This window comes from Pseudomonas sp. HS6 (assembly GCF_023375815.1).
GTDB lineage: Bacteria > Pseudomonadota > Gammaproteobacteria > Pseudomonadales > Pseudomonadaceae > Aquipseudomonas.
Window position 1 is genome coordinate 5,528,071 of the sequence record NZ_CP067412.1, and the last position, 19,098, is coordinate 5,547,168.

Here is a 19,098-nt window from a genome sequence, read left to right on the forward strand (position 1 = left end):
TTGAAACCGCTTTATGCTTAGATCCCCTGCGGCGTCTCTTCACCGCCCAGTGCCTCAACCAGCGCCGGCAGGAAGTCGCCGAACGTCAGCATCATCAGGGTGAAGCTGGCGTCCAGTTGACCGAGGGCTTCGTCGCCGCCGTCCTGTTCAGCCTGATCCTGCAACAGGTCTTCGAATTTCAAGCGTTTGACGGTCATCTTGTCGTCGAGCATGAACGACAGTTTGTCCTGCCAGGCCAGCGACAGTTGAGTAACGACTTTGCCAGTGCTCAGGTGCAGCTGGATTTCTTCGCTGGTCAGGTCCTGACGCTTGCAACGCACGATGCCGCCATCTTCATGGGTGTCGCGCAGTTCGCATTCGTCCAGTACAAAGAAGTCCGGGGCGGCTTGCTGGGTGGTGACCCATTCGGTCATCACGGCAGTCGGCGCGGTTTTCACGGTCAGCGGACGAACCGGCAGGGTGCCGATCACTTCACGCAGGGTGGAAAGCAGGTCTTCGGCGCGTTTCGGGCTGGCGGAGTTGACCAGGATCAGGCCCTGTTTCGGCGCGATGGCGGCGAAGGTCGACGAGCGGCGGATAAAGGCGCGCGGCAGGAACGCCTGGATGATTTCATCCTTGATCTGATCGCGTTCCTTCTTATAGACCTTGCGCATCTGCTCGGCTTCGATCTCTTCGACCTTTTCCTTGACCGCGTCGCGCACGACGCTGCCCGGCAGGATGCGTTCTTCTTTACGGGCGGAGATCAGCAGGAAGTCACCGCTGACGTGCACCAGTGGTGCATCTTCGCCCTTGCCGAACGGCGCGACGAAACCGTAGGTGGTCAACTCCTGGCTTGCACATGGACGCGCCAGTTTGGTGGCCAGTGCAGTTTCCAGCGCCTCGGCATCGACAGGCAGGTCTTGGGTCAGGCGATAGATAAGCAGGTTCTTGAACCACATGGGGTGAGTCTCTCCTTTATACAAAGGGGGGCATTATTGTCTTCGCCGGGTCATAGGCCAACCCTTCTCTAAGCCTTTGGAAGGCCTGAGAAAATTAATTAAAAAAGTGCTTGCCAGAGGTTGGGTCGCTCCGTAGAATGCGCGCCACACCGAAGCGAAGGGTGATTAGCTCAGCTGGGAGAGCGTCTGCCTTACAAGCAGAATGTCGGCGGTTCGATCCCGTCATCACCCACCATTCGTTTCAAGTGTTTAGCGCAGCGGTAGTTCAGTCGGTTAGAATACCGGCCTGTCACGCCGGGGGTCGCGGGTTCGAGTCCCGTCCGCTGCGCCATATTCGGTAACCTGGAACACTGAACGCCAGGTCACCACGGAAAAACCCGCCAAGGCGGGTTTTTTTCTGCCTCGAGTTGTACATGCGGAATGTGTCGTTTCACCGGTTTTCGGATTTATTTGAAAAAAACTTCAATTAAATCAACACTTTACGAAAACTTGTGGCATAATGCGTCCCGTAACGAAGCGAAGGGTGATTAGCTCAGCTGGGAGAGCGTCTGCCTTACAAGCAGAATGTCGGCGGTTCGATCCCGTCATCACCCACCATTCGTTTCAAGCGTTTCGCGCAGCGGTAGTTCAGTCGGTTAGAATACCGGCCTGTCACGCCGGGGGTCGCGGGTTCGAGTCCCGTCCGCTGCGCCATATTCGGTAACCTGGAACACTGAACGCCAGGTCGCCACAGAAAGCCCGCCTAGTGCGGGCTTTTTGCTGTCCGGGGTTCGGCTATTGCCGGGCCTGAACATAAAAAGCGACCTATGACGGTCGCTTTTTTCGTTTCTGACGCTGCTATTGCGCGGCGTTGCGACTGTGCCGGTAATCACTCACTGCTTCATACACCGCTTTACGCAAACGGTTGATCCCGCCAATCGGGCGATGGGCTTCGATGCCGAACCATGGGTTGAACGACAGGTTGTCGCATTGCAGGTTCAGAGCCGGGGTGTCGAAGTCCTGCGGGGGCAGGGTGATCCGAGCTACCGTCTGGAATGGACTGTCCTGTTCGCGCCATTCTATGCTGGTGTCTTCGATCGGCATGAACCGGTTGGCGTCCTGACGCTGGATCTGCAACACAAAACACGCGGGTACCCGATCCGTGGACAGTTGCTGATTCAGCGCACTGCGCAGGAAATTCGGCAGATCCTGGTTTTGTTTCGGCAGCGTGTAGGCCGGGCAGTTGTCCGGATCCGGCATCACCCGAAACTTCGCATTGGCCTCACCAAACTTGTAGGGCGATACCGAAAAGTAGGTCGTACGTGTCGGACTTTCTGGCGGCGGAGAAAGCGTCGCCAGCGCAATGAACAAATGTCTGACTTGCCAGGTGCGAGGATCCCAGCCCGGAAAAAACGCCATGACCTTTTTGCCGTCAGCCTGCGCCGCCACATTCTGACGATATTCAGCGACATCACTGACGAAGAAATTCGGATGGCTGAACATCACGAAGTCCTGTTCGTGCAGGCCCTGACGATCGCCCAGCAACGGCTTGCCCGGCACGTCGAGCAATTTGATCGCCATACCCCGGGCATCGCGAATGCTGTCGAACTGCGGATAGGCGTTGCCGTTGGACAGGCGCATCGTCGCCTGCCAGACCTTGCCGGGCTCGCTGAAAACACCTCGGCGCAGGTCCTCAGCCAGATCCGGCAGCACTTGCACGTCGGCCTTCGCACATCCGTGGGCCTTGGCATGGGCGTCGCGCAGAAAACGCGTGCTTTCCCGGTGCTGGTCGACAATTCGCACAGCGGTCTGGATCACGTCCTGCGTCATGTCCGCTTCGCCGTCCGGAATTTGCTCCAGTGCCGATACCGGCCCTCGATGCTGCCAGGCGAACCAGGCGGTTGCCAAAGCCCAGCCGATCACGCCGATCACCAGCAAAAGCAGCAGGGTTTTGCCCAGTAACCGCCCCAGCCACAACCAGAAACGCGCCAGCATCGATGGTTTCTTGAACGAATTGAAGATCATGGCAGTTGCGCCTCCAGTGGGCCGCCCAGCACTTTCAGGTATTCCAGCAGCGCCCAGCGCTCCTCAGGCTGCAGCAACCGTCCGATGACCCCGTTGCCACGCTCGCCGGCGCGGAATTCATGGCCACTGTTGTGGTTGCCGGTGATGCGTGTGTCGAACAGGAAAGCGTTGGTAAAAGCTTCGGTGCGATAACCCAGGTGCCGAGGGTCATATTCGAAGGTGCCTTTATAGAAAGTGGTGGCGCGTTCATCCTGAGGCGAAAGCAACTGATAGAGGCTCGGCACCGAGCCGTTGTGCAGGAAGGGCGGTGTAGCCCACACGCTTGCCAGCGGCCGAGCCTTGTAGGCGACTTTTTCCCGGACACCGATCGGCAGACCAAAGCCGTCGAGCTGAGGTTTTTCAGCGGCAGTGACGCCGGCTTCACGATAGGCGCGGTTTTCAACGAACGCCGTGACGTAAGCCAGGCCCTTAGCCACGGATAACTGGCTGAGGTCCAGTGGTTCGCTGGGCGTGGGGTGCAACTTCACGTCCATCTGCTCAAGTTCTGCCGGATCCCATTGCAGGGCTGTCAGGTCGAAACGGTGGTTGGCGATGTTGTTGGCCGCGTTCGGATCAGTGCCGATGACGTCCACCGGCAGCATGTGCAGGTGCTTGACCCAGCGTTCGCCTTCTTGCGTCACTCGCGGAACATGACAACCGGCGCAGTTTTCGGCAAATAACACTCGGCCCTTGGCCGCCAGTGGCTTGTCGACCTTGCCAAACAGTTCTTCAGGCCAGGCAGGCGGCTGAAGTTTTTGCAGGGTTTCTTCGATCTTGTGCAGATCACGCACGCGCACGCTTGATGCATAACGCTCGTCCCCTTGCAGCGGCTGGCCATTGGCATCGAAGAAATTCAGGGTCGCGCCAACCCCCAGCGCCTCGCCGATATTGCGTGCCATCGGCTGCTGCGCGGAGCCGTTCCACTGCACCCAGTCGAATGTCCACATGTCCCACAGTTGCGGGTAATCCACGGGAGCGTTGGCCACACGATAGTTGGTGGGGGAGATCGCATCGCCGAAGGTCGCGTTGGCAATTCGTCCGAATGCATCGGCTCGGCCAGGGCCTTCCTCTATGGGGTAGAGTCCGCGATGGGTGTCGTTCCACGCCACTTTGAGGAAGGTATTCAGTGAGCCTTTGAAGTCTTTGCGCAACTGTTCATGGCGGGCGTCGTAGTCATTGCCCAGCACGTTGCGGGCGAATCGCTCGAATTTCCATGGGTTGTAGTAAGTGGAGGCGAGACTGGCGACCAGAGCCTGTCCGAAACTGCCGCCACGCATTGTAGGAACACTGGAAGGCAGCACGTGCTGCGCCGAGCCGCCGTCGATGCGCACGGCCTGGCCGTTGAGGTGCAACTCGCCGGTGTGGCAGGCCGCGCAGGTGATGTCCAGATACTGCTCGGAGCTGCCGGAATTTTGATGCCGGGCGAAACCCACGGGCAGATTCCCAGGGTTGTTCGGCGTGGCTTTCTGCTGTGGGTCGATCAGAAAACCGAAGCGTGTGAGGTATTCCGGGGAGGCAAAGCGTTGCTGCGAGAACGGCAGCTCCAGCGCCTGAAACCATTCATAACGCAGGCCTTTGACCTGGGTGCCTTGCGGCGTGAAGTAATAGGTCTGGCGCTGCTCGTCGGTCCATTGTTCAAGGTAATGGACTTGTTTTACGGGCGTCGGGAAGGGCAATTTCGGATTGGCGACATAGTAAAGAACCGCCGCCAGGACCAGTCCAAGCAGCACCACGATCAGCGTCAGCACACGGAATAAGAGGCGCAAGATGAACATCCTTGTCGAGTTGTTGCGCTGTTATGCCTGAGGCGAGTCGTATGCGGCAAGTGGCCATTACGCCAAGTGTTGTGGGAAGGGGCATCGGTCGCTGTCAGGTCAAGATGACAGAAGCTTCATCCTGCCTTTGCCCAAATGCTTTTTAATCCCTGAACTTATCGGAAGATTCCTGCTCTCATGCCGGTAGCCATTGGTCGTGGCGGCCTGATAAGCTCGCGGCTTTACTCGATTGCCCTTTCGGCGCATGAACAAGGAAATAGCATGAAACAGCATCGGTTGGCGGCGGCGGTAGCCCTGGTTAGCCTGGTACTCGCGGGTTGTGATTCGCAGACCAGCGTAGAGCTGAAAACCCCGGCGCAAAAAGCTTCCTACGGTATCGGCCTGAACATGGGCAAAAGCCTTGCTCAGGAAGGCATGGATGATCTGGACTCCAAAGCGGTAGCCCAGGGCATCGAAGATGCCGTCGGCAAGAAAGAACAGAAGCTGAAAGATGAAGATCTGGTCGAAGCCTTCGCTGCACTGCAAAAGCGTGCCGAAGAGCGTATGGCCAAGATGAGCGAAGAGTCGGCAGCCGCCGGCAAGAAATTCCTCGAAGAAAACGGCAAGAAAGCCGGCGTGACCACCACCGCTTCCGGTCTGCAGTACGAAGTGGTCAAGAAAGCCGACGGCCCACAGCCTAAGCCTACCGACGTGGTGACTGTTCACTACACCGGCAAGCTGACCAACGGCACCGTATTCGACAGCTCCGTCGAGCGCGGCAGCCCGATCGATCTGCCGGTCAGCGGTGTGATCCCGGGTTGGGTCGAAGGCCTGCAACTGATGCACGTTGGCGAGAAGTACAAGCTGTACATCCCTAGCGATCTGGCTTACGGCGCACAATCGCCAAGCCCGGCAATCCCGGCCAACTCGGTTCTGGTTTTCGACCTGGAACTGCTGGCCATCAAGGATCCAGCCAAAGAAGACGCTGCCGCCGCCAAGTAATAGGCTCGGCACCGACTTCAACAACGCCTCGCTTATGCGGGGCGTTGTTGCATCCGGGCCACGGCCAGAGTAAACAGACCGAACCGATGCGTGTCACCGCAGTCCTAGACTTTGAGGCCGCCCGCGCTAGACGCCCTGAGCCGCCAAGTCAATGAAATAATGGGGTTTTTTATGTGAGTAAAAAACGCCCGATCTGAGCGCAGCCCTTATGAACCGGGGCTTTCAGCGTCGAAATGCAGCTCTGTTCACAAGGTTATCCACAATTTGTGTGGATAACATTTCAACGGGAGAAATAGATGAAAGCTCCATGGAATTTCGCCCGATTCCTGCCGTTGGCCGGTCGACTCCTGGCCCGAGGCCGCTTGCCAACGCTGTTGTTCGCCGTGGCGAGCAAAGGTGCAGCCCAGGGCAATCGTCTCGGCAAGCTGAAGGATGATCTGCGATTGCTCCAGGCCCTGTGCCTGGCGTACTGGCGTGGCGAGTATCGCGCGATCAGTCCCAAGGCCATGATTTCGGTCGTTGCAGGCCTGATGTACTTCCTCAGTCCGGTGGATGCGATCCCGGATTTCATTCCCGTTTTCGGCATGCTCGATGACATCGCGGTTCTTGCCTGGGTGATGAAAACCCTCGACGACGAGCTCACTGCGTTCCGCCTCTGGCGTCAGCGCCAGGCGCCGGAAAAGCTCAGGGTTGTCGAGCGACTGCCCGATACACCCGAACAGCTTCAGCTTCAGGGCCCGAAAAAGTCCTGAATCGCGACAGCCTCTTATACAGATAGATACCCCCCACGACCTTGGCCGCTGTTAGGATTACACTTCTAGGGAAAAGTGCCGACTCGCTAAGTGTTGTTGTCCTACGGGGTAGTCATGGATATTCAGATAATTGCACGCGATGGCGAACCCGAGTATGCGGTTCTGCCATGGGCTCAGTATCAGGCTCTACTGAAAGCAGCAGGCATCAACGAAGCACCGTCGCAACCGGCTCCAGCGCCGCTGGCGGCCACACCGGACCCGCTTCTTCCAGGTCTGGATCAGTTACGCAGTTTGCGCGAAGGGAAGGGCATCGCCATTGAGGCGCTCGCCCGCACGGTAGGCATCAGCCCGTCTTACCTGGCCATGATCGAAAGCGGTGAGCGTCTGCCCGACGCTGCGATTCGCCGCAGTCTGGCCTGGGAGTTGACGGTGCCAGGGTGGAGGGAACAATCGTGAGCGTACGCATCAGTCGTCAACATTGGGACGGATTGCTGGGGGAGCTGGACCAGGCGCGCAGGCAGCGCCATCTTCTGACCTATCGAGCCTTGCTCGAACGTCTGCAACTGCCCACGCCGGCGATGCAGACCTTGACTGCTGCACTGGAGCATCTCGCTGCGCTGGACGCGAAAGCCGAACAACCGTTGCGCAGTTCGCTGGTGATCAGCCAGGGCGCCAGTCGCCTGCCACGCACCGGTTTCTTTGAATGTGTCGAGCGCCTGGGGCGTTTTTCCGGGCCGTCAGATGGTGTTGCCGCAGCCTCATGGCATGCCTCGGAAGTGGTGCGGGTCTTTGAATACGAGTACCCGGAATCGGCGGAGGCCTGAGTGTTTTTACGACTCAAGGCGCGGGCAAGTTACTGGCTGGCCCGTAGGCTGTTTCACTGGGCATGGTTTGTCCGTCAGCCCCGAGGCTGGCGCTGGCTCGAAGGGCAATTTGCGCGCATGGCCAACCTGGGCGATGTCGGCGCGCAAAGTTTTTACGGGCACATCCTGACGTTTCGCGGCGTTGGTCTTGGCGCGCGTGAGGAGGGTGTCCGGTTGCTGCGGCTGGCGGCACTGGCCGGGGATGGCAAAGCGGCGTATCAGGTCGGTGTCATCAGTCTTGCCGGTACACCGAGCAAGGCTCCGGACCCTTCGGAAGCTGCTCGCTGGTGGACCATGGCCGCCAAGGCCGGGCATCCGTTGGCCGAGCTCAAATTGAAAGAGCTGGCCGGCCGGGATCATTCTCGGTAAGCGATTTTCATGTTCTCTGAACGGGGCGTGAGGGCAACCTCCCGCTCCGTTTTTGCGTCTGCTGTTCGATAAAGATCAGTTACAGACTTCTCCTACATCCATCGCCTACTCGCCTGACTTCTTTTCTGTTTGATCCCCCGCAAAGTCCTTCGCCTGATTTCTGCGCGAGGGAACGCACATGCTCGACCCGGTTTTTCATTTCGTCATGCGCATGGGAGTGCGCTGATGGACGCCGTCACCCGCATCGAGCAAGCACTCGACAGCTTTCCCCGCACCCTCGATCTCTATCGTAAACAGCTCAGGCACTGGCTCAGTCGCTCGGCAGACAGCGTCAGTCATGCGGCCGATCTGCCGTCGCTGATGGGGATGGAGCGGATCATTCGTTTCGGCGAACACAGCACGGCGGTCGCGATTGACGACGGCCGCTTCTCTTCGGCTGTCGTGCAATGCCCGGAAACCGGGCCGATGGAGATCGAAAGCAAATTCGAGTCGGTGTACGACATTCCGTTGGGCGACATCGTTGTCGATGTGGTGGCGGTGGATGGCGGTGCAGTCAAATCCGTCACGCTCGATGCTCAGGGCAAAGGTTTGTTCACCGGTGAGGCAGGCAAGTTCTACCGGGTAGTGGTGCACGGCGGCGCCAGCGAGCAGCAGGTTGATGCGCTTTTCGAGTCCTACGATGGGCTGACTCGGCAGCTGGATGGGTGGCTGCGCAGCGAGTGGCAGGGCTTCAGGCCGCAGTGGTCGCAATCGGTGGCGACGGCGGCGGGCAACGGCTTGCTGGCCGGGAGCTGGGCGGCGATCGAGGGGGTGTGGGACAGCATTGGGTTGCTGTCGGAGATTCTCCAGGATCCCGGAAAGTTTGCCGAGCGATTGGGCAGTGGCGCCGCACAGTTGATCGCGCTGGCAGAGACTGCGCCTGCAATGATGGAGAAACTGCAGTTACTGGTCAGTGACGAGGCGGCGCTGTGCCTGTTGCTGCGTACCGCCAGCCTCTGGCTGGAGATGCTGCCGCCTACTGAAATTGCCGGGAAAACCGCCGAGGCGGTCTCGATGGTGGTGGTGCAGCTGCTGATCGACGTTTTGATCGGCATTGTGCTGACCTTCGTCGGCGCCGGGGCGGGGATCGCGTATCTGACCTTGCGTCTGGTGGATCGTGGCGCTCAATTGTTGTGGGCGGTAACGCGTCTGGTGAAGGCGATGTTCGGCATCGTCAGCACCTTCATTGGCTATGTGAACCAGTACAAATCCGTCGCCGCACGCGGCATCGCCGCCGGCGTGAAGAAGGGCCGCATGCAACTGCGCTGGGATGCCCGGCGCAACGCTTCCCTGAAAAAAGACGAACACCACGACGACAAGCCAGATCAGGCGAAAAATCCAAACGGTGACAGCGCTGATTGCGCGCCGCTGACCTGCACCAATGGCTGTCCGGTGTCGATGGTCACTGGCGAAGAGCTGCTGACGCTGACCGATGGCGTGCTCGATGGGTTGCTGTCGTTCGAGTTCAGCCGGTTGTATCGCACCAGTGCCGCCGAGATCGATGTCGGATTGGGGTTTGGCTGGAGTCATTCGCTGGCGCATCGGCTGGAGGTTGAGGGCGCTTCGGTGGTCTGGATCGACCACGAGAACCGGCACACGCGGTTTCCGTTGCCGAGTGTCGAGCGGCCGGCGATTCACAACAGCTTGTCGCGGGCGGCGATCTTTCTCGGGGATGAGCCGGAGGAGTTGATTGTTGCGCTGGCGGGGGACGCGGCGCGGTTTTATCACTTTCGGGCTGGGCGTCTGACTGCTGTTAGCGATGCCTACGGCAATCGTCTGACGGTGCATCGGGATCTTTCCGACCGGGTGCTGCGCCTCGACAACGGGGCCGGCCGTTCGCTGTTACTGCGCTACGACCGGGCGCATCTGGTGGCGGTCGATTATCAGGTCTTGCGTGAGGCGGCCTGGCGCACCGAGCAGACGCTGGTCAGCTACCGCTTTGATGCCCGTCATCGACTGATCGAGGCGACCAACGCCGTCGGCGAAAGCGAGCGTTACGATTACGACGACCAGCACGTCATCCTGCAGCGGCAGTTAACGGGCGGAGCGAGTTTCTTCTGGGAGTGGGAGCGTTCCGGCAAGGCGGAGCATGGCTTTGACGTGCACCGCCATCGATTGCTTGGCGGCCTTGATCACAGCGGCCGGTTCGGTCTTGGCGCGGGCGCGGTATTCGTCCCAGCTCCAGCCGGCCGGCAGGTAACCGTTGAGCGGATCGTGGGCGCTGGTCTGGTCGGTGACCATGTCCGGACGCACGCCGCGACGGACCAGTTCCGGGAGGATTTCTGCGGCGTTGCCCAGCAGGGCGATGGAGATCGCCTTGCCTTCCTTGGTGTACTTCTCAATGCGCGCCAGCGCGTCGTCGAGGTCTTTGGCTTGCTCGTCGACGTAACGGCTTTTCAGGCGGAAATCGATGCTCACCTGCTGGCATTCGATGTTCAGCGAGCAGGCACCGGCCAATGTTGCAGCCAGAGGCTGGGCGCCACCCATGCCGCCGAGGCCGGCGGTCAGGACCCAGCGGCCCTTGAGGTTGGAGTTGTAATGCTGGCGGCCAGCCTCGACGAAGGTTTCGTAAGTGCCCTGGACGATGCCCTGGCTACCGATGTAGATCCAGCTGCCGGCGGTCATCTGGCCGTACATCGCCAGACCTTTGGCGTCGAGTTCGTTGAAGTGCTCCCAGGTCGCCCAGTGCGGCACCAGGTTGGAGTTGGCGATCAGCACGCGCGGGGCATTGCTGTGGGTCTTGAACACGCCGACCGGTTTGCCGGATTGCACCAGCAGGGTTTCGTCGTCGTTCAGGTTGGTCAGGCTTTCGACGATCTTGTCGTAGCATTCCCAGTTGCGCGCGGCGCGGCCGATGCCACCGTAAACCACCAGCTCTTTCGGGTTCTCGGCCACTTCCGGGTCGAGGTTGTTCATCAGCATGCGCAGCGGCGCTTCAGTCAGCCAGCTCTTGGCGGTCAGCTTGTTGCCGCGCGATGCACGAATTTCAACGTCACGATACTTCGTAGGTTTCTGGGTATTGTCAGTCACGAAAAAGACTCCTCAGCGATCAATTCAAACCAACCCTGGCGATGGGCAAGCGGCTTGTGCGCTTCAATGCGCGACAAGCGAATCAGGGACGCTGCGGAGAACCTCTAACGACTCATACGCATACGTCTTTACTTGTACATACAAGCATATGCAATCTAGCGGCCAACTTGTTGGAGGGCTGTTCCACAAAAACGCCGGGCACGGCTGGAGGACGCCTGAATCAAGGGTTGTGGCGTGTATGATTTTTTTCGCGGGGTTGGTTAGAGGACGCGGAAGGCTGTTTCAGGAACGTGGTTTTGCGCCACGCTGGGGCGTTCGGTAACAAGTTGGTGCGCGTTCGGGAACGCCGGGATGAAAAAAACCGCCGCTCTCAACGGCCCTTACGGGCACTGTTCAAAGCGGCGGTTTTTAAGGGGCCAATCAGTGTGCAGTCAATTCGATCACGCAGCAGCCGGCATTCACGGCGATTTCCACCAGCCCGGTGTTGCCGTCCAGTTGCAGGCAATCATGTCGGCCGAGTTGCGAAGCGCTGTCACCGACCGTCACTTCCAGCAACTCGCTGACGCTGAAGACTAGAACAGTGCGGGCGGAGCTGAAAAACCGTTGCTCGCCATCCAGCCACTGCAAACGCGCGCTGTAACGCTGTGGCGCGTAGATCAGGTTGAAATCGCGGATCGCCCCGCCGAGCAAGGTGCAGGACACTTGGCTTTCACCGCTGAAGGCAAACGGGTCGAGGGGTAACAGCGGCCGCGTGTCGTCACCGTCGACGCACAAAGTCATGCCATCGCCCTGCAACACCGTGATCACCCGTTGATAACCGGTGAATGTCGAGAAGCCGCCGGATTCGGCAATGTCGGCAATCGACAGGCGCCAGCCGAAACCGTCGAGGCCGGCACCGGCGTCACGGGTGATTTCTTCGGTGCTGCCGCCGCCGTTTTTCCACGGCATGCGCGGGTAGCCTTCGGCGCGTAGAACCTTCAACTCGCTCATTTATGCTCTCTATTTATGCTTTTTATTTATGAAACCGACCTTCCAGACGATGACGGGAACCGGGGTGGATCAGACGCGCCGCCGTCACTGGCTGACGACCCGACCACGTACGGCGACGGATCAGCAGGCACGGCTCGCCTTTTTCGATCTGCAGCAATTTGCATTCGGACGGCTCGGCGAGGATTGCTTCGACCACATGCTCACCTTCGGTCAGCGGCGCGACCTGGTTCAGATAGGCGTATGGCGTTTGCAGGGTGAAGTCCTGCTTGAGGTATTCCGGGGCGACCAGCGCGTTGACGAAGCGGTCTTCGATCTGCACCGGAATATCGTTTTCGTAATGCACGATCAGCGAGTGGAATACCTTCTGCCCTTCGCGCATGTCCAGGGCCAGGGCGCGCTCGGAACCGGCGGCCTCTTCTTCCAGGGTGATCACCTGGCAGGTGTGGCGATGGCCACGGGAGGCGATTTCGTCGGCGATGTTGTGCACCTCGAACAGCGCGGACTGGCTCTTCGGCTCGGCGACGAACGTGCCCACGCCCTGCATGCGCACCAGCAAACCGTCGGCGGTCATTTCCCGCAGCGCGCGGTTGATGGTCATGCGGCTGAAGCCCAGCTGACTGACCAGCTCGCTTTCCGACGGCACGCGGTAATGCGGCGGCCAGTTACCACTGTCGATCTGCTGGGTGATCATCTGTTTGACGCGGGCGTACAAGGGCGCCGGACTGTCGCCCATGTTCGCGGCCAACGGAGAGACTGGAGGCGGAGTCGGCACGGTGGATCCCTGTTCATTGGATGAAGGTTGCTAGCTTGCCGGAGTTTACCGGGCAGGCAAACGTCTGTATATGTATATACAAATAACACAGATGGGGTACTGAACCATGTCCGCCTTCTTTGCCGAACGCGCGCTGCTGCCTAACGGATGGGCCAACAATGTACGTCTCGAGGTCAGCGCCGAAGGCGTGTTGACCCGAATCCAGGCCGATTCCACCGCAGATGGCACCGAACGGTTGAGTGGTCCGCTGCTGCCGGGGATGCCGAATCTTCACTCCCACGCGTTCCAGCGAGCGATGGCAGGACTGGCAGAAGTGGCCGGCAATCCCAACGACAGTTTCTGGACCTGGCGCGATCTGATGTATCGGCTCGTCGGAAAAATCAGCCCGGACCAGCTCGGCGTGATTGCGCGTCAGCTGTACATCGAAATGCTCAAGGCCGGTTATACCTCGGTCGCCGAGTTCCACTATGTGCATCACGACGTTAATGGTCAGCCGTACGCCGATCCGGCCGAGCTGGCGTTGCGTATCAGCCAGGCCGCCAGTTCCGCCGGCATCGGCCTGACGCTGTTGCCGGTGCTTTACAGCCACAGCGGTTTCGGCGGCCAGACGCCGAACGAAGGCCAGCGCCGCTTCATCAACAGCACCGAAAACTACCTGAAACTGCAATCGCGCCTGCAACCGTTGCTGGCGCAGCAGAAGGCTCAGTCGCTGGGATTGTGTTTCCACTCGTTGCGCGCGGTCACCCCACAGCAGATCAGTGAAGTGCTGGCGGCCAGCAACAAGCAATGCCCGGTGCACATCCACATCGCCGAACAGCAGAAGGAAGTCGACGACTGCCTGAGCTGGAGCGGTCGCCGTCCGCTGCAATGGCTGTACGAGAACACCGAAGTCGATCAGCGCTGGTGCCTGGTCCACGCCACCCACGCCAATCCGGAAGAAGTCACGCTGATGGCCAAGAGCCGCGCCATCGCCGGCCTGTGCCTGACCACCGAAGCCAACCTCGGCGACGGGATCTTCCCGGCGGTGGATTTCCTCGCTCAGGGCGGACGCATGGGTATCGGCTCCGACAGCCATGTGTCGTTGAGCGTGGTGGAAGAATTGCGTTGGCTGGAATACGGCCAGCGTCTTCGCGATCAGCGGCGCAACCGCTTGTATGGCGCGGATCAGCCGATGGTCGGCCGCACCCTGTACGACGCGGCACTGGATGGCGGAGCTCAGGCTTTGGGCCAGCCGATCGGTGCACTGGAAGTCGGCAAACGCGCCGACTGGATTGTGCTCGATGGCACCGATCCGTATCTGGCCACGGCCAGCGGTGACGGGATCCTGAACCGCTGGTTGTTTGCCGGTGGCGACCGTCAGGTGCGTGACGTACTGGTCAACGGTCAGTGGGTCGTGCGTGACGGGCGACATGCCGGGGAGGAGGACAGCAATCGCGCCTTCACCCAGGTCCTGCGAGACCTTTTGGGCTGACACAAAAAAACCTGTGGAGGGCAACCTCCACAGGTTTTTTGTTGCGCGTCAGTTGGACGTCTTGGCCATCTGCTGATCCGACGCCCGCCAGATCAACCGCGTGGTGTCGTAACCCTGCTGGCGCGCCTTGCTCAGCAGTTCTTCGCGCACCACACCGTTGACGGTCGGCGTGCGGGACAACAGCCAAAGGTAACGTCGGCTCGGGTCGCCCACAATGGCGGTCTTGTAGTCGTCACTGACGTACAGCACCCAGTATTGGCCCTTGGCCGAACCCGGAATCAGCCGCGAGAACCAGGTATCGAACTCGACCCACAACTTGTCGGTCTTGCCCGGCACCTGTGGATAAGCCGCGCCCTTGACCTCTTCCCACTGCCAGTCCTTGGTCAGGCAACGGTTGAACACGCCGAGGTTGCCGTCAGGCTGGAGGCTGTAGCGGGCTTCGGATTGCGCGCAATTGCGCTGGAAATACATCGGCAGCCGCGCCAGCTCGTACCAGGTGCCCTGGTAACGCTTGAGATTGACGCTGTGTACTGTCTTGGGCGCCAGCGGATCTTCACCGGTCGTGGCGCAGCCGGCCAATACCAGGCCGGCAAAAAGGACAAGCAATAACCGCTTCATTGTTTTTCTCCCGTGGGCGCGTAGCCCCGGTTTACTTCAGGCCTTGGCCGGAAAACATCAACACTTTGTCACCGGCGTACTGCACGCTGATAAAGCTGTTCTTGTCGCCCCAGGTGCAACTGGACATGCCGAGCGCGCCCGAGCAATCGGTGGGCTTGCCGAGCAGCGTCTCCACTTCGGCCTTGGCCATGCCGGCCGAGAGCTTCGAGTAGTTTTCCTGATTGACCTTGCTGCATGCGGCCAACAGCACGCAAAACGACAGCAGGGCGATAGATCGCAGCGACATGGTGTAACTCCTGGAACGGAAGGGGGATGGCATGGCGCCAACCAGAAGCTTAGAAGAGAAAACCCCTGTCTGGTTCCCTGGGCACATGGCTATTTGTTAGCCCACTCGTCCGGCTTTCATCGGCAAATCAGACACTTTGTAGGGCTATTGAGCATTTCGTCGCCTTTCGCAAAAGTCGCCTAATCTTTGGCGCGCAGCGGTCGAAATAAGAGCAGCGCAAAGCCCCAGAGTGTGGCAAATTGCCGCCCCCTTCTTGACCAGCCCCTTCGCGGTAGCTCACTTAATGACCAGAAACATGAAATTCAGCCACAAGATCTTGTTGGCTGCCGCCCTCGTGGTGGCCGTTGCGTTCGCCGGTTTCATTTTGTTCAACGACTATCGACAACGCGAAGCCCTGAGCAGCAGTACCGAAGCCTCGATGCAGGAACTGGGCAGCCTGACCACCAGCAACATCCAGACCTGGCTGGAAAGCCGCATCCAGTTGCTGCAATCGATGTCGCAACAGGTTGTCGCCGACGGCAATGCCCCTGCCAGCCTGAAACGCATCATCGACCTGCCCGCCTACACCGGCAATTTCCAGCTCAGCTATTTCGGCGGCGCCGACGGCGTGATGTTCTCGGTCCCGATCGGCAACCGCGCGCCGGATTACGACCCGCGCGCCCGTGGCTGGTACAAGGCCGCGAACAGCGCCCAGCAGACCATCGTCACCGAACCGTACATCGCCGCTTCATCGGGCAAACTGGTGATTACCGTTGCCACTCCGGTACAGCGCCAGGGCCAGATGATCGGTGTGGCCGGTGCCGACATTGATCTGTCGAGTGTCAGCGCGATCATCAACTCGCTGAACTTCGGTGGCCATGGCCACGCGTTCATCGTCAGTGCCGACGGCAAGATCCTCATCCATCCCGACAGTAAACTGGTGCTCAAGACCCTGGCCGAGGCCTATCCCAACGGTGCGCCCAAAGTCAGCCCGGGACTGAAGGAAGTCGAGTTCGCCGGCAAGACCCAACTGATCTCCTTCACCCGCGTCAACGGCGTGCCGTCGGCCGACTGGTACGTGGGTCTGGTGCTGGACAAGGACACCGCGTTTTCGATGCTCAGCGAGTTCCGCACTTCGGCATTGATCGCCATGGTCATCGCCGTGGTGATCATCATCGCCCTGCTTGGCATGTTGATCCGCGTGCTGATGCAACCGCTGCTGACCATGGGTCGCGCCATGCATGACATCGCCGAAGGCGAAGGCGACCTGACCAAACGCCTGACCATCCACGGCCACGACGAATTCGGCGCACTGGGCACCTCTTTCAACCGTTTCGTCGAGCGTATCCACACTTCGATCCGCGAAGTGTCCTCGGCCACTGGCCAGGTCAACGAAGTCGCCCTGCGCGTAGTCGCGGCGTCCAACTCATCGATGTACAACTCCGACCAGCAGGCCACCCGCACCAACAGCGTTGCCGCTGCGATCAATCAGCTCGGCGCCGCCGCCCAGGAAATCGCCCAGAACGCCGCCCTCGCCTCGCAACACTCAAGCGACGCACGCAGCTTGGCCGAAGACGGCCAGCAGGTAGTGGATAAAACCATCCACGCCATGCAGCAACTGTCGGCGAAGATCAGCGACTCCTGTGGCAACATCGAAACCCTGAACAGCAACACCGTGAACATCGGGCAGATTCTGGAAGTGATCACCAGCATCTCCCAACAAACCAACCTGCTGGCGCTCAACGCAGCGATCGAAGCGGCCCGTGCCGGTGAGGCCGGTCGTGGTTTCGCCGTGGTGGCCGACGAAGTACGCAACCTGGCGCACCGCACCCAGGATTCGGCGCAGCAAGTGCAGAAAATGATCGAAGAGCTGCAGGTCGGCGCACGTCAGGCGGTCGGCATCATGACCGAGAGCCAGCGCGAGAGCGAAAGCAGCGTCGGCATCGCCAACCAGGCCGGCGAACGCTTGGGCAGCGTGACCCAGCGCATCGGCGAGATCGACGGCATGAACCAGTCGGTAGCGACGGCGACTGAAGAGCAGACGGCTGTGGTTGAGTCGATCAACGTTGATATTAATGAGATCAACACGCTGAACCAGGAAGGTGTGGAGAACTTGCAGGCGACATTGCGGGCTTGTGCGGATCTGGAGCAGCAGGCTGCGCGACTCAAGCAGTTGGTGGGTAGCTTCCGGATCTAAGATCAAGAGCTGAAGATCAAGAGCCAACCCCCTCACCCCAGCCCTCTCCCCCAGGGGGGCGAGGGGGAAAGGGAGCCGATCTTCATGCTTTTCAAAACCTGAGTTCGGCTCGATATCTCAGGTCGATGTATAGCGACAAAACACCTCGGTCAGTCCCCTCTCCCTCCGGGAGAGGGTTAGGGTGAGGGCCGGTTTTTGAGGTAGCCGAAAATCGCCCTAAAAACGCGAACCCGGCTCTTTCAAAAACGCCAACTCCTCAACCGTAGACTCCCTTCCCAACACCGCATTGCGATGCGGAAACCGTCCAAACCGCGCAATCACCCGCTGATGCCGCTCGGCATAATCCAGATTGTCGGCAAACACCCCGCGCTCCGCCTCCGGCTGTTCAGCCACCAGTTCGATGAATCGCGAGACCGCTTCATTCTGCACCGCGAGGTTTTCGCAGTGTTCGAAGACAAGGTAGATGAAGAGTCGTTGAATCGGTTTCAACTGCCGATCAAAGTCTGCGGCAATGCCTTGGGCAACCAGTTTCTGTGCCCGTAGGTCACCAGAGAAAGCTTTGGGCGTATCACGAAAGATCATTCGCGGGAGTTGATCGAGCAACAGCACCAGCGCCAGCCAACCTTCGGGACGTTGCGTCCACTCGGTCAATTCGCCAGCGAGGGCCTGATCGACAAAGACCCCGAAACGCTCACGCGCTTCGAGGTCCTGGCTGTTTTTCTTGCCAAACCACAACCCGCCCTGTTGCGCCGTCACTTCAGTGGCAGATTCGGAGTGACCGAACCACCAATCGAGCAACGGCTGCCAGGGCGCGGTCATGGTTTATTCCTTGTGGTAAGCCGTGGCGCGAGCAACTTCTTCTTTCGAGCCGAGGAACACCGCTACGCGCTGGTGCAGGCCTTCAGGCTGGATGTCGAGGATGCGCTGGTGACCGTCGGTGGAAGCGCCGCCTGCCTGTTCCACCAGGAACGACATCGGGTTGGCTTCGTACATCAGGCGCAGTTTGCCTGGCTTGGACGGCTCGCGGCTGTCGCGCGGGTACATGAACAGACCGCCACGGGTCAGGATGCGGTGCACGTCGGCAACCATCGCCGCGACCCAACGCATGTTGTAGTTCTTTTTCAGCGGGCCTTCTTCACCGGCCAACAGTTCCGAAACGTAGCGCTGTACCGGGGCTTCCCAGTGACGCTGGTTGGACATGTTGATGGCGAATTCCGCGGTGGATTCCGGAATGGTGATGTCTTCGTGAGTCAGGACGAAGCTGCCCATTTCGCGGTCCAGGGTGAAGCCTTTGACGCCGTCGCCCAAGGTCAACACCAGCATTGTCTGTGGGCCGTAGATGGCATAACCGGCGGCAACTTGCTGGGTGCCTGGCTGCAGGAAAGCCTTCTCATTCAAAGGCTCGTTCTGGCTCAGGTATTCGTTCGGGCAACGCAGTACCGAGAAGATGGTGCCGACCGGCGCGTTGATGTCGATGTTCGACGAACCGTCCAGCGGGTCGAATACCAGCAGGTAGGCGCCTTTCGGGTATTTGCCCGGGATCTGGTAGGCATTGTCCATTTCTTCGGACGCCATGCCGGCCAAGTGACCGCCCCACTCGTTGGCTTCGAGCAGGATCTCGTTGGAGATCACGTCGAGCTTCTTCTGCACTTCACCTTGCACGTTTTCAGTGCCCATGCTGCCCAGAACGCCGCCCAGGGCGCCTTTGGACACGGCGTGGCTGATCTCCTTGCAGGCACGCGCCACCACTTCGATCAGGAAGCGCAGATCGGCAGGAGTGTTGTTGCTGCGGGTCTGCTCAATCAAATAGCGACTCAGGGTAACGCGGGACATGGACGGCTCCGGTGGAATGGGGGGCTAAAAACCCGCGCAGTTTACAGGGAGTCTGAAACCGTAGCGAGCAATGACGCCCGGTAACGTGCGTCGGGTGCAATTCCTGCTATCAGACGTGATCGGACCGAGAGAGTTCATGCACCGGTTTCAGCGTAGTTGGAA

Annotated in this window: 16 protein-coding genes, 4 tRNA genes and 2 pseudogenes; 12 read left to right on the forward strand and 10 right to left on the reverse strand. The window is 59.7% G+C overall.

The genetic code is table 11. The features are described 5' to 3' along the window. Positions 1–17 precede the first annotated feature (17 nt). Entirely contained in the window at positions 18–938 is a 921-nt protein-coding gene (gene rdgC / locus JJN09_RS25075) for a recombination-associated protein RdgC (protein ID WP_007950430.1), read from the reverse strand. Between the two features lie 159 nt (positions 939–1,097). Between rdgC and JJN09_RS25080 the strand changes: the two genes are divergently transcribed. The 4 genes from JJN09_RS25080 (at position 1,098) to JJN09_RS25095 (ending at position 1,631) form a co-directional block, all read left to right on the forward strand. Continuing rightward, positions 1,098–1,173: transfer RNA gene (locus tag JJN09_RS25080), tRNA-Val, on the forward strand. A gap of 19 nt (positions 1,174–1,192) precedes the next feature. Continuing rightward, a tRNA-Asp gene (locus tag JJN09_RS25085) sits at positions 1,193–1,269 on the forward strand. A gap of 190 nt (positions 1,270–1,459) precedes the next feature. Continuing rightward, positions 1,460–1,535 (forward strand) — tRNA-Val (locus JJN09_RS25090). A 19-nt stretch (positions 1,536–1,554) separates the two neighbouring features. After that, a tRNA-Asp gene (locus JJN09_RS25095) sits at positions 1,555–1,631 on the forward strand. Positions 1,632–1,775: 144 nt separating this feature from the next. Here the strand turns inward: JJN09_RS25095 and JJN09_RS25100 are convergent. Continuing rightward, positions 1,776–2,912, reverse strand: coding sequence for a catalase family protein (locus JJN09_RS25100; RefSeq protein WP_249490851.1), 1,137 nt, complete (start codon positions 2,910–2,912; stop codon positions 1,776–1,778). A gap of 26 nt (positions 2,913–2,938) precedes the next feature. After that, positions 2,939–4,747, reverse strand: coding sequence for a di-heme-cytochrome C peroxidase (locus tag JJN09_RS25105; protein ID WP_249484219.1), 1,809 nt, complete (start codon positions 4,745–4,747; stop codon positions 2,939–2,941). 270 nt (positions 4,748–5,017) lie between these two features. On the opposite strand from JJN09_RS25105, the gene JJN09_RS25110 reads away from it, so the two are divergent. The 6 genes and pseudogenes from JJN09_RS25110 to JJN09_RS25135 form a co-directional block, all read left to right on the forward strand. Then, positions 5,018–5,737, forward strand: coding sequence for an FKBP-type peptidyl-prolyl cis-trans isomerase (locus JJN09_RS25110; protein ID WP_096823013.1), 720 nt, complete (start codon positions 5,018–5,020; stop codon positions 5,735–5,737). A gap of 296 nt (positions 5,738–6,033) precedes the next feature. Further along, positions 6,034–6,489, forward strand: a complete 456-nt coding sequence (locus JJN09_RS25115; RefSeq protein ID WP_249484220.1) for a YkvA family protein — start codon at positions 6,034–6,036, stop codon at positions 6,487–6,489. A gap of 114 nt (positions 6,490–6,603) precedes the next feature. After that, positions 6,604–6,945 carry a helix-turn-helix transcriptional regulator gene (locus JJN09_RS25120; RefSeq protein WP_249484221.1) on the forward strand — a complete coding sequence of 114 codons (342 nt, stop codon included), beginning with the start codon at positions 6,604–6,606 and terminating at the stop codon, positions 6,943–6,945. Continuing rightward, a complete protein-coding gene (locus JJN09_RS25125) occupies positions 6,942–7,313 on the forward strand; it encodes a hypothetical protein (RefSeq protein ID WP_003223109.1) in 372 nt (123 codons plus the stop codon). The genes JJN09_RS25120 and JJN09_RS25125 overlap by 4 nt, the downstream gene beginning before the upstream one ends. Continuing rightward, complete coding sequence (locus tag JJN09_RS25130) at positions 7,314–7,721, forward strand: sel1 repeat family protein (protein ID WP_249484222.1); 408 nt, start codon at positions 7,314–7,316, stop codon at positions 7,719–7,721. Between the two features lie 225 nt (positions 7,722–7,946). Next, a pseudogene (locus JJN09_RS25135) lies at positions 7,947–9,845 on the forward strand (DUF6531 domain-containing protein); the annotation flags it as partial. Here the strand turns inward: JJN09_RS25135 and hutU are convergent. From hutU to hutC, 3 genes and pseudogenes are all read right to left on the reverse strand, one after another. Continuing rightward, positions 9,846–10,790, reverse strand: a pseudogene (gene hutU, locus JJN09_RS25140) (urocanate hydratase); the annotation flags it as partial. Between the two features lie 420 nt (positions 10,791–11,210). Further along, positions 11,211–11,780: a HutD family protein gene (locus JJN09_RS25145; protein WP_249484223.1), complete on the reverse strand. Its 570-nt coding sequence runs from the start codon at positions 11,778–11,780 to the stop codon at positions 11,211–11,213. 22 nt (positions 11,781–11,802) lie between these two features. Continuing rightward, on the reverse strand, positions 11,803–12,513 hold the full coding sequence (gene hutC, locus JJN09_RS25150) for a histidine utilization repressor (protein ID WP_162803449.1): 711 nt from the start codon (positions 12,511–12,513) through the stop codon (positions 11,803–11,805). 145 nt (positions 12,514–12,658) lie between these two features. On the opposite strand from hutC, the gene JJN09_RS25155 reads away from it, so the two are divergent. Beyond that, positions 12,659–14,023 carry a formimidoylglutamate deiminase gene (locus JJN09_RS25155; protein WP_249484224.1) on the forward strand — a complete coding sequence of 455 codons (1,365 nt, stop codon included), beginning with the start codon at positions 12,659–12,661 and terminating at the stop codon, positions 14,021–14,023. A gap of 48 nt (positions 14,024–14,071) precedes the next feature. Here the strand turns inward: JJN09_RS25155 and JJN09_RS25160 are convergent, their stop codons facing one another. Beyond that, complete coding sequence (locus JJN09_RS25160; protein ID WP_249484225.1) at positions 14,072–14,641, reverse strand: lipocalin family protein; 570 nt, start codon at positions 14,639–14,641, stop codon at positions 14,072–14,074. Between the two features lie 31 nt (positions 14,642–14,672). After that, the gene (locus tag JJN09_RS25165; RefSeq protein WP_007952486.1) at positions 14,673–14,927 is read right to left on the reverse strand and encodes a hypothetical protein; all 255 of its coding nucleotides are present in this window, start codon (positions 14,925–14,927) and stop codon (positions 14,673–14,675) included. Between the two features lie 283 nt (positions 14,928–15,210). Between JJN09_RS25165 and JJN09_RS25170 the strand changes: the two genes are divergently transcribed. Then, entirely contained in the window at positions 15,211–17,103 is a 1,893-nt protein-coding gene (locus JJN09_RS25170; protein ID WP_249484226.1) for a methyl-accepting chemotaxis protein, read from the forward strand. Between the two features lie 216 nt (positions 17,104–17,319). On the opposite strand, the gene JJN09_RS25175 is transcribed toward JJN09_RS25170, so the two are convergent. Next, a complete protein-coding gene (locus JJN09_RS25175) occupies positions 17,320–17,922 on the reverse strand; it encodes a DUF924 family protein (protein ID WP_249484227.1) in 603 nt (200 codons plus the stop codon). A 3-nt stretch (positions 17,923–17,925) separates the two neighbouring features. Continuing rightward, positions 17,926–18,936 carry a class 1 fructose-bisphosphatase gene (locus JJN09_RS25180; RefSeq protein WP_249484228.1) on the reverse strand — a complete coding sequence of 337 codons (1,011 nt, stop codon included), beginning with the start codon at positions 18,934–18,936 and terminating at the stop codon, positions 17,926–17,928. Positions 18,937–19,098: the final 162 nt, after the last annotated feature.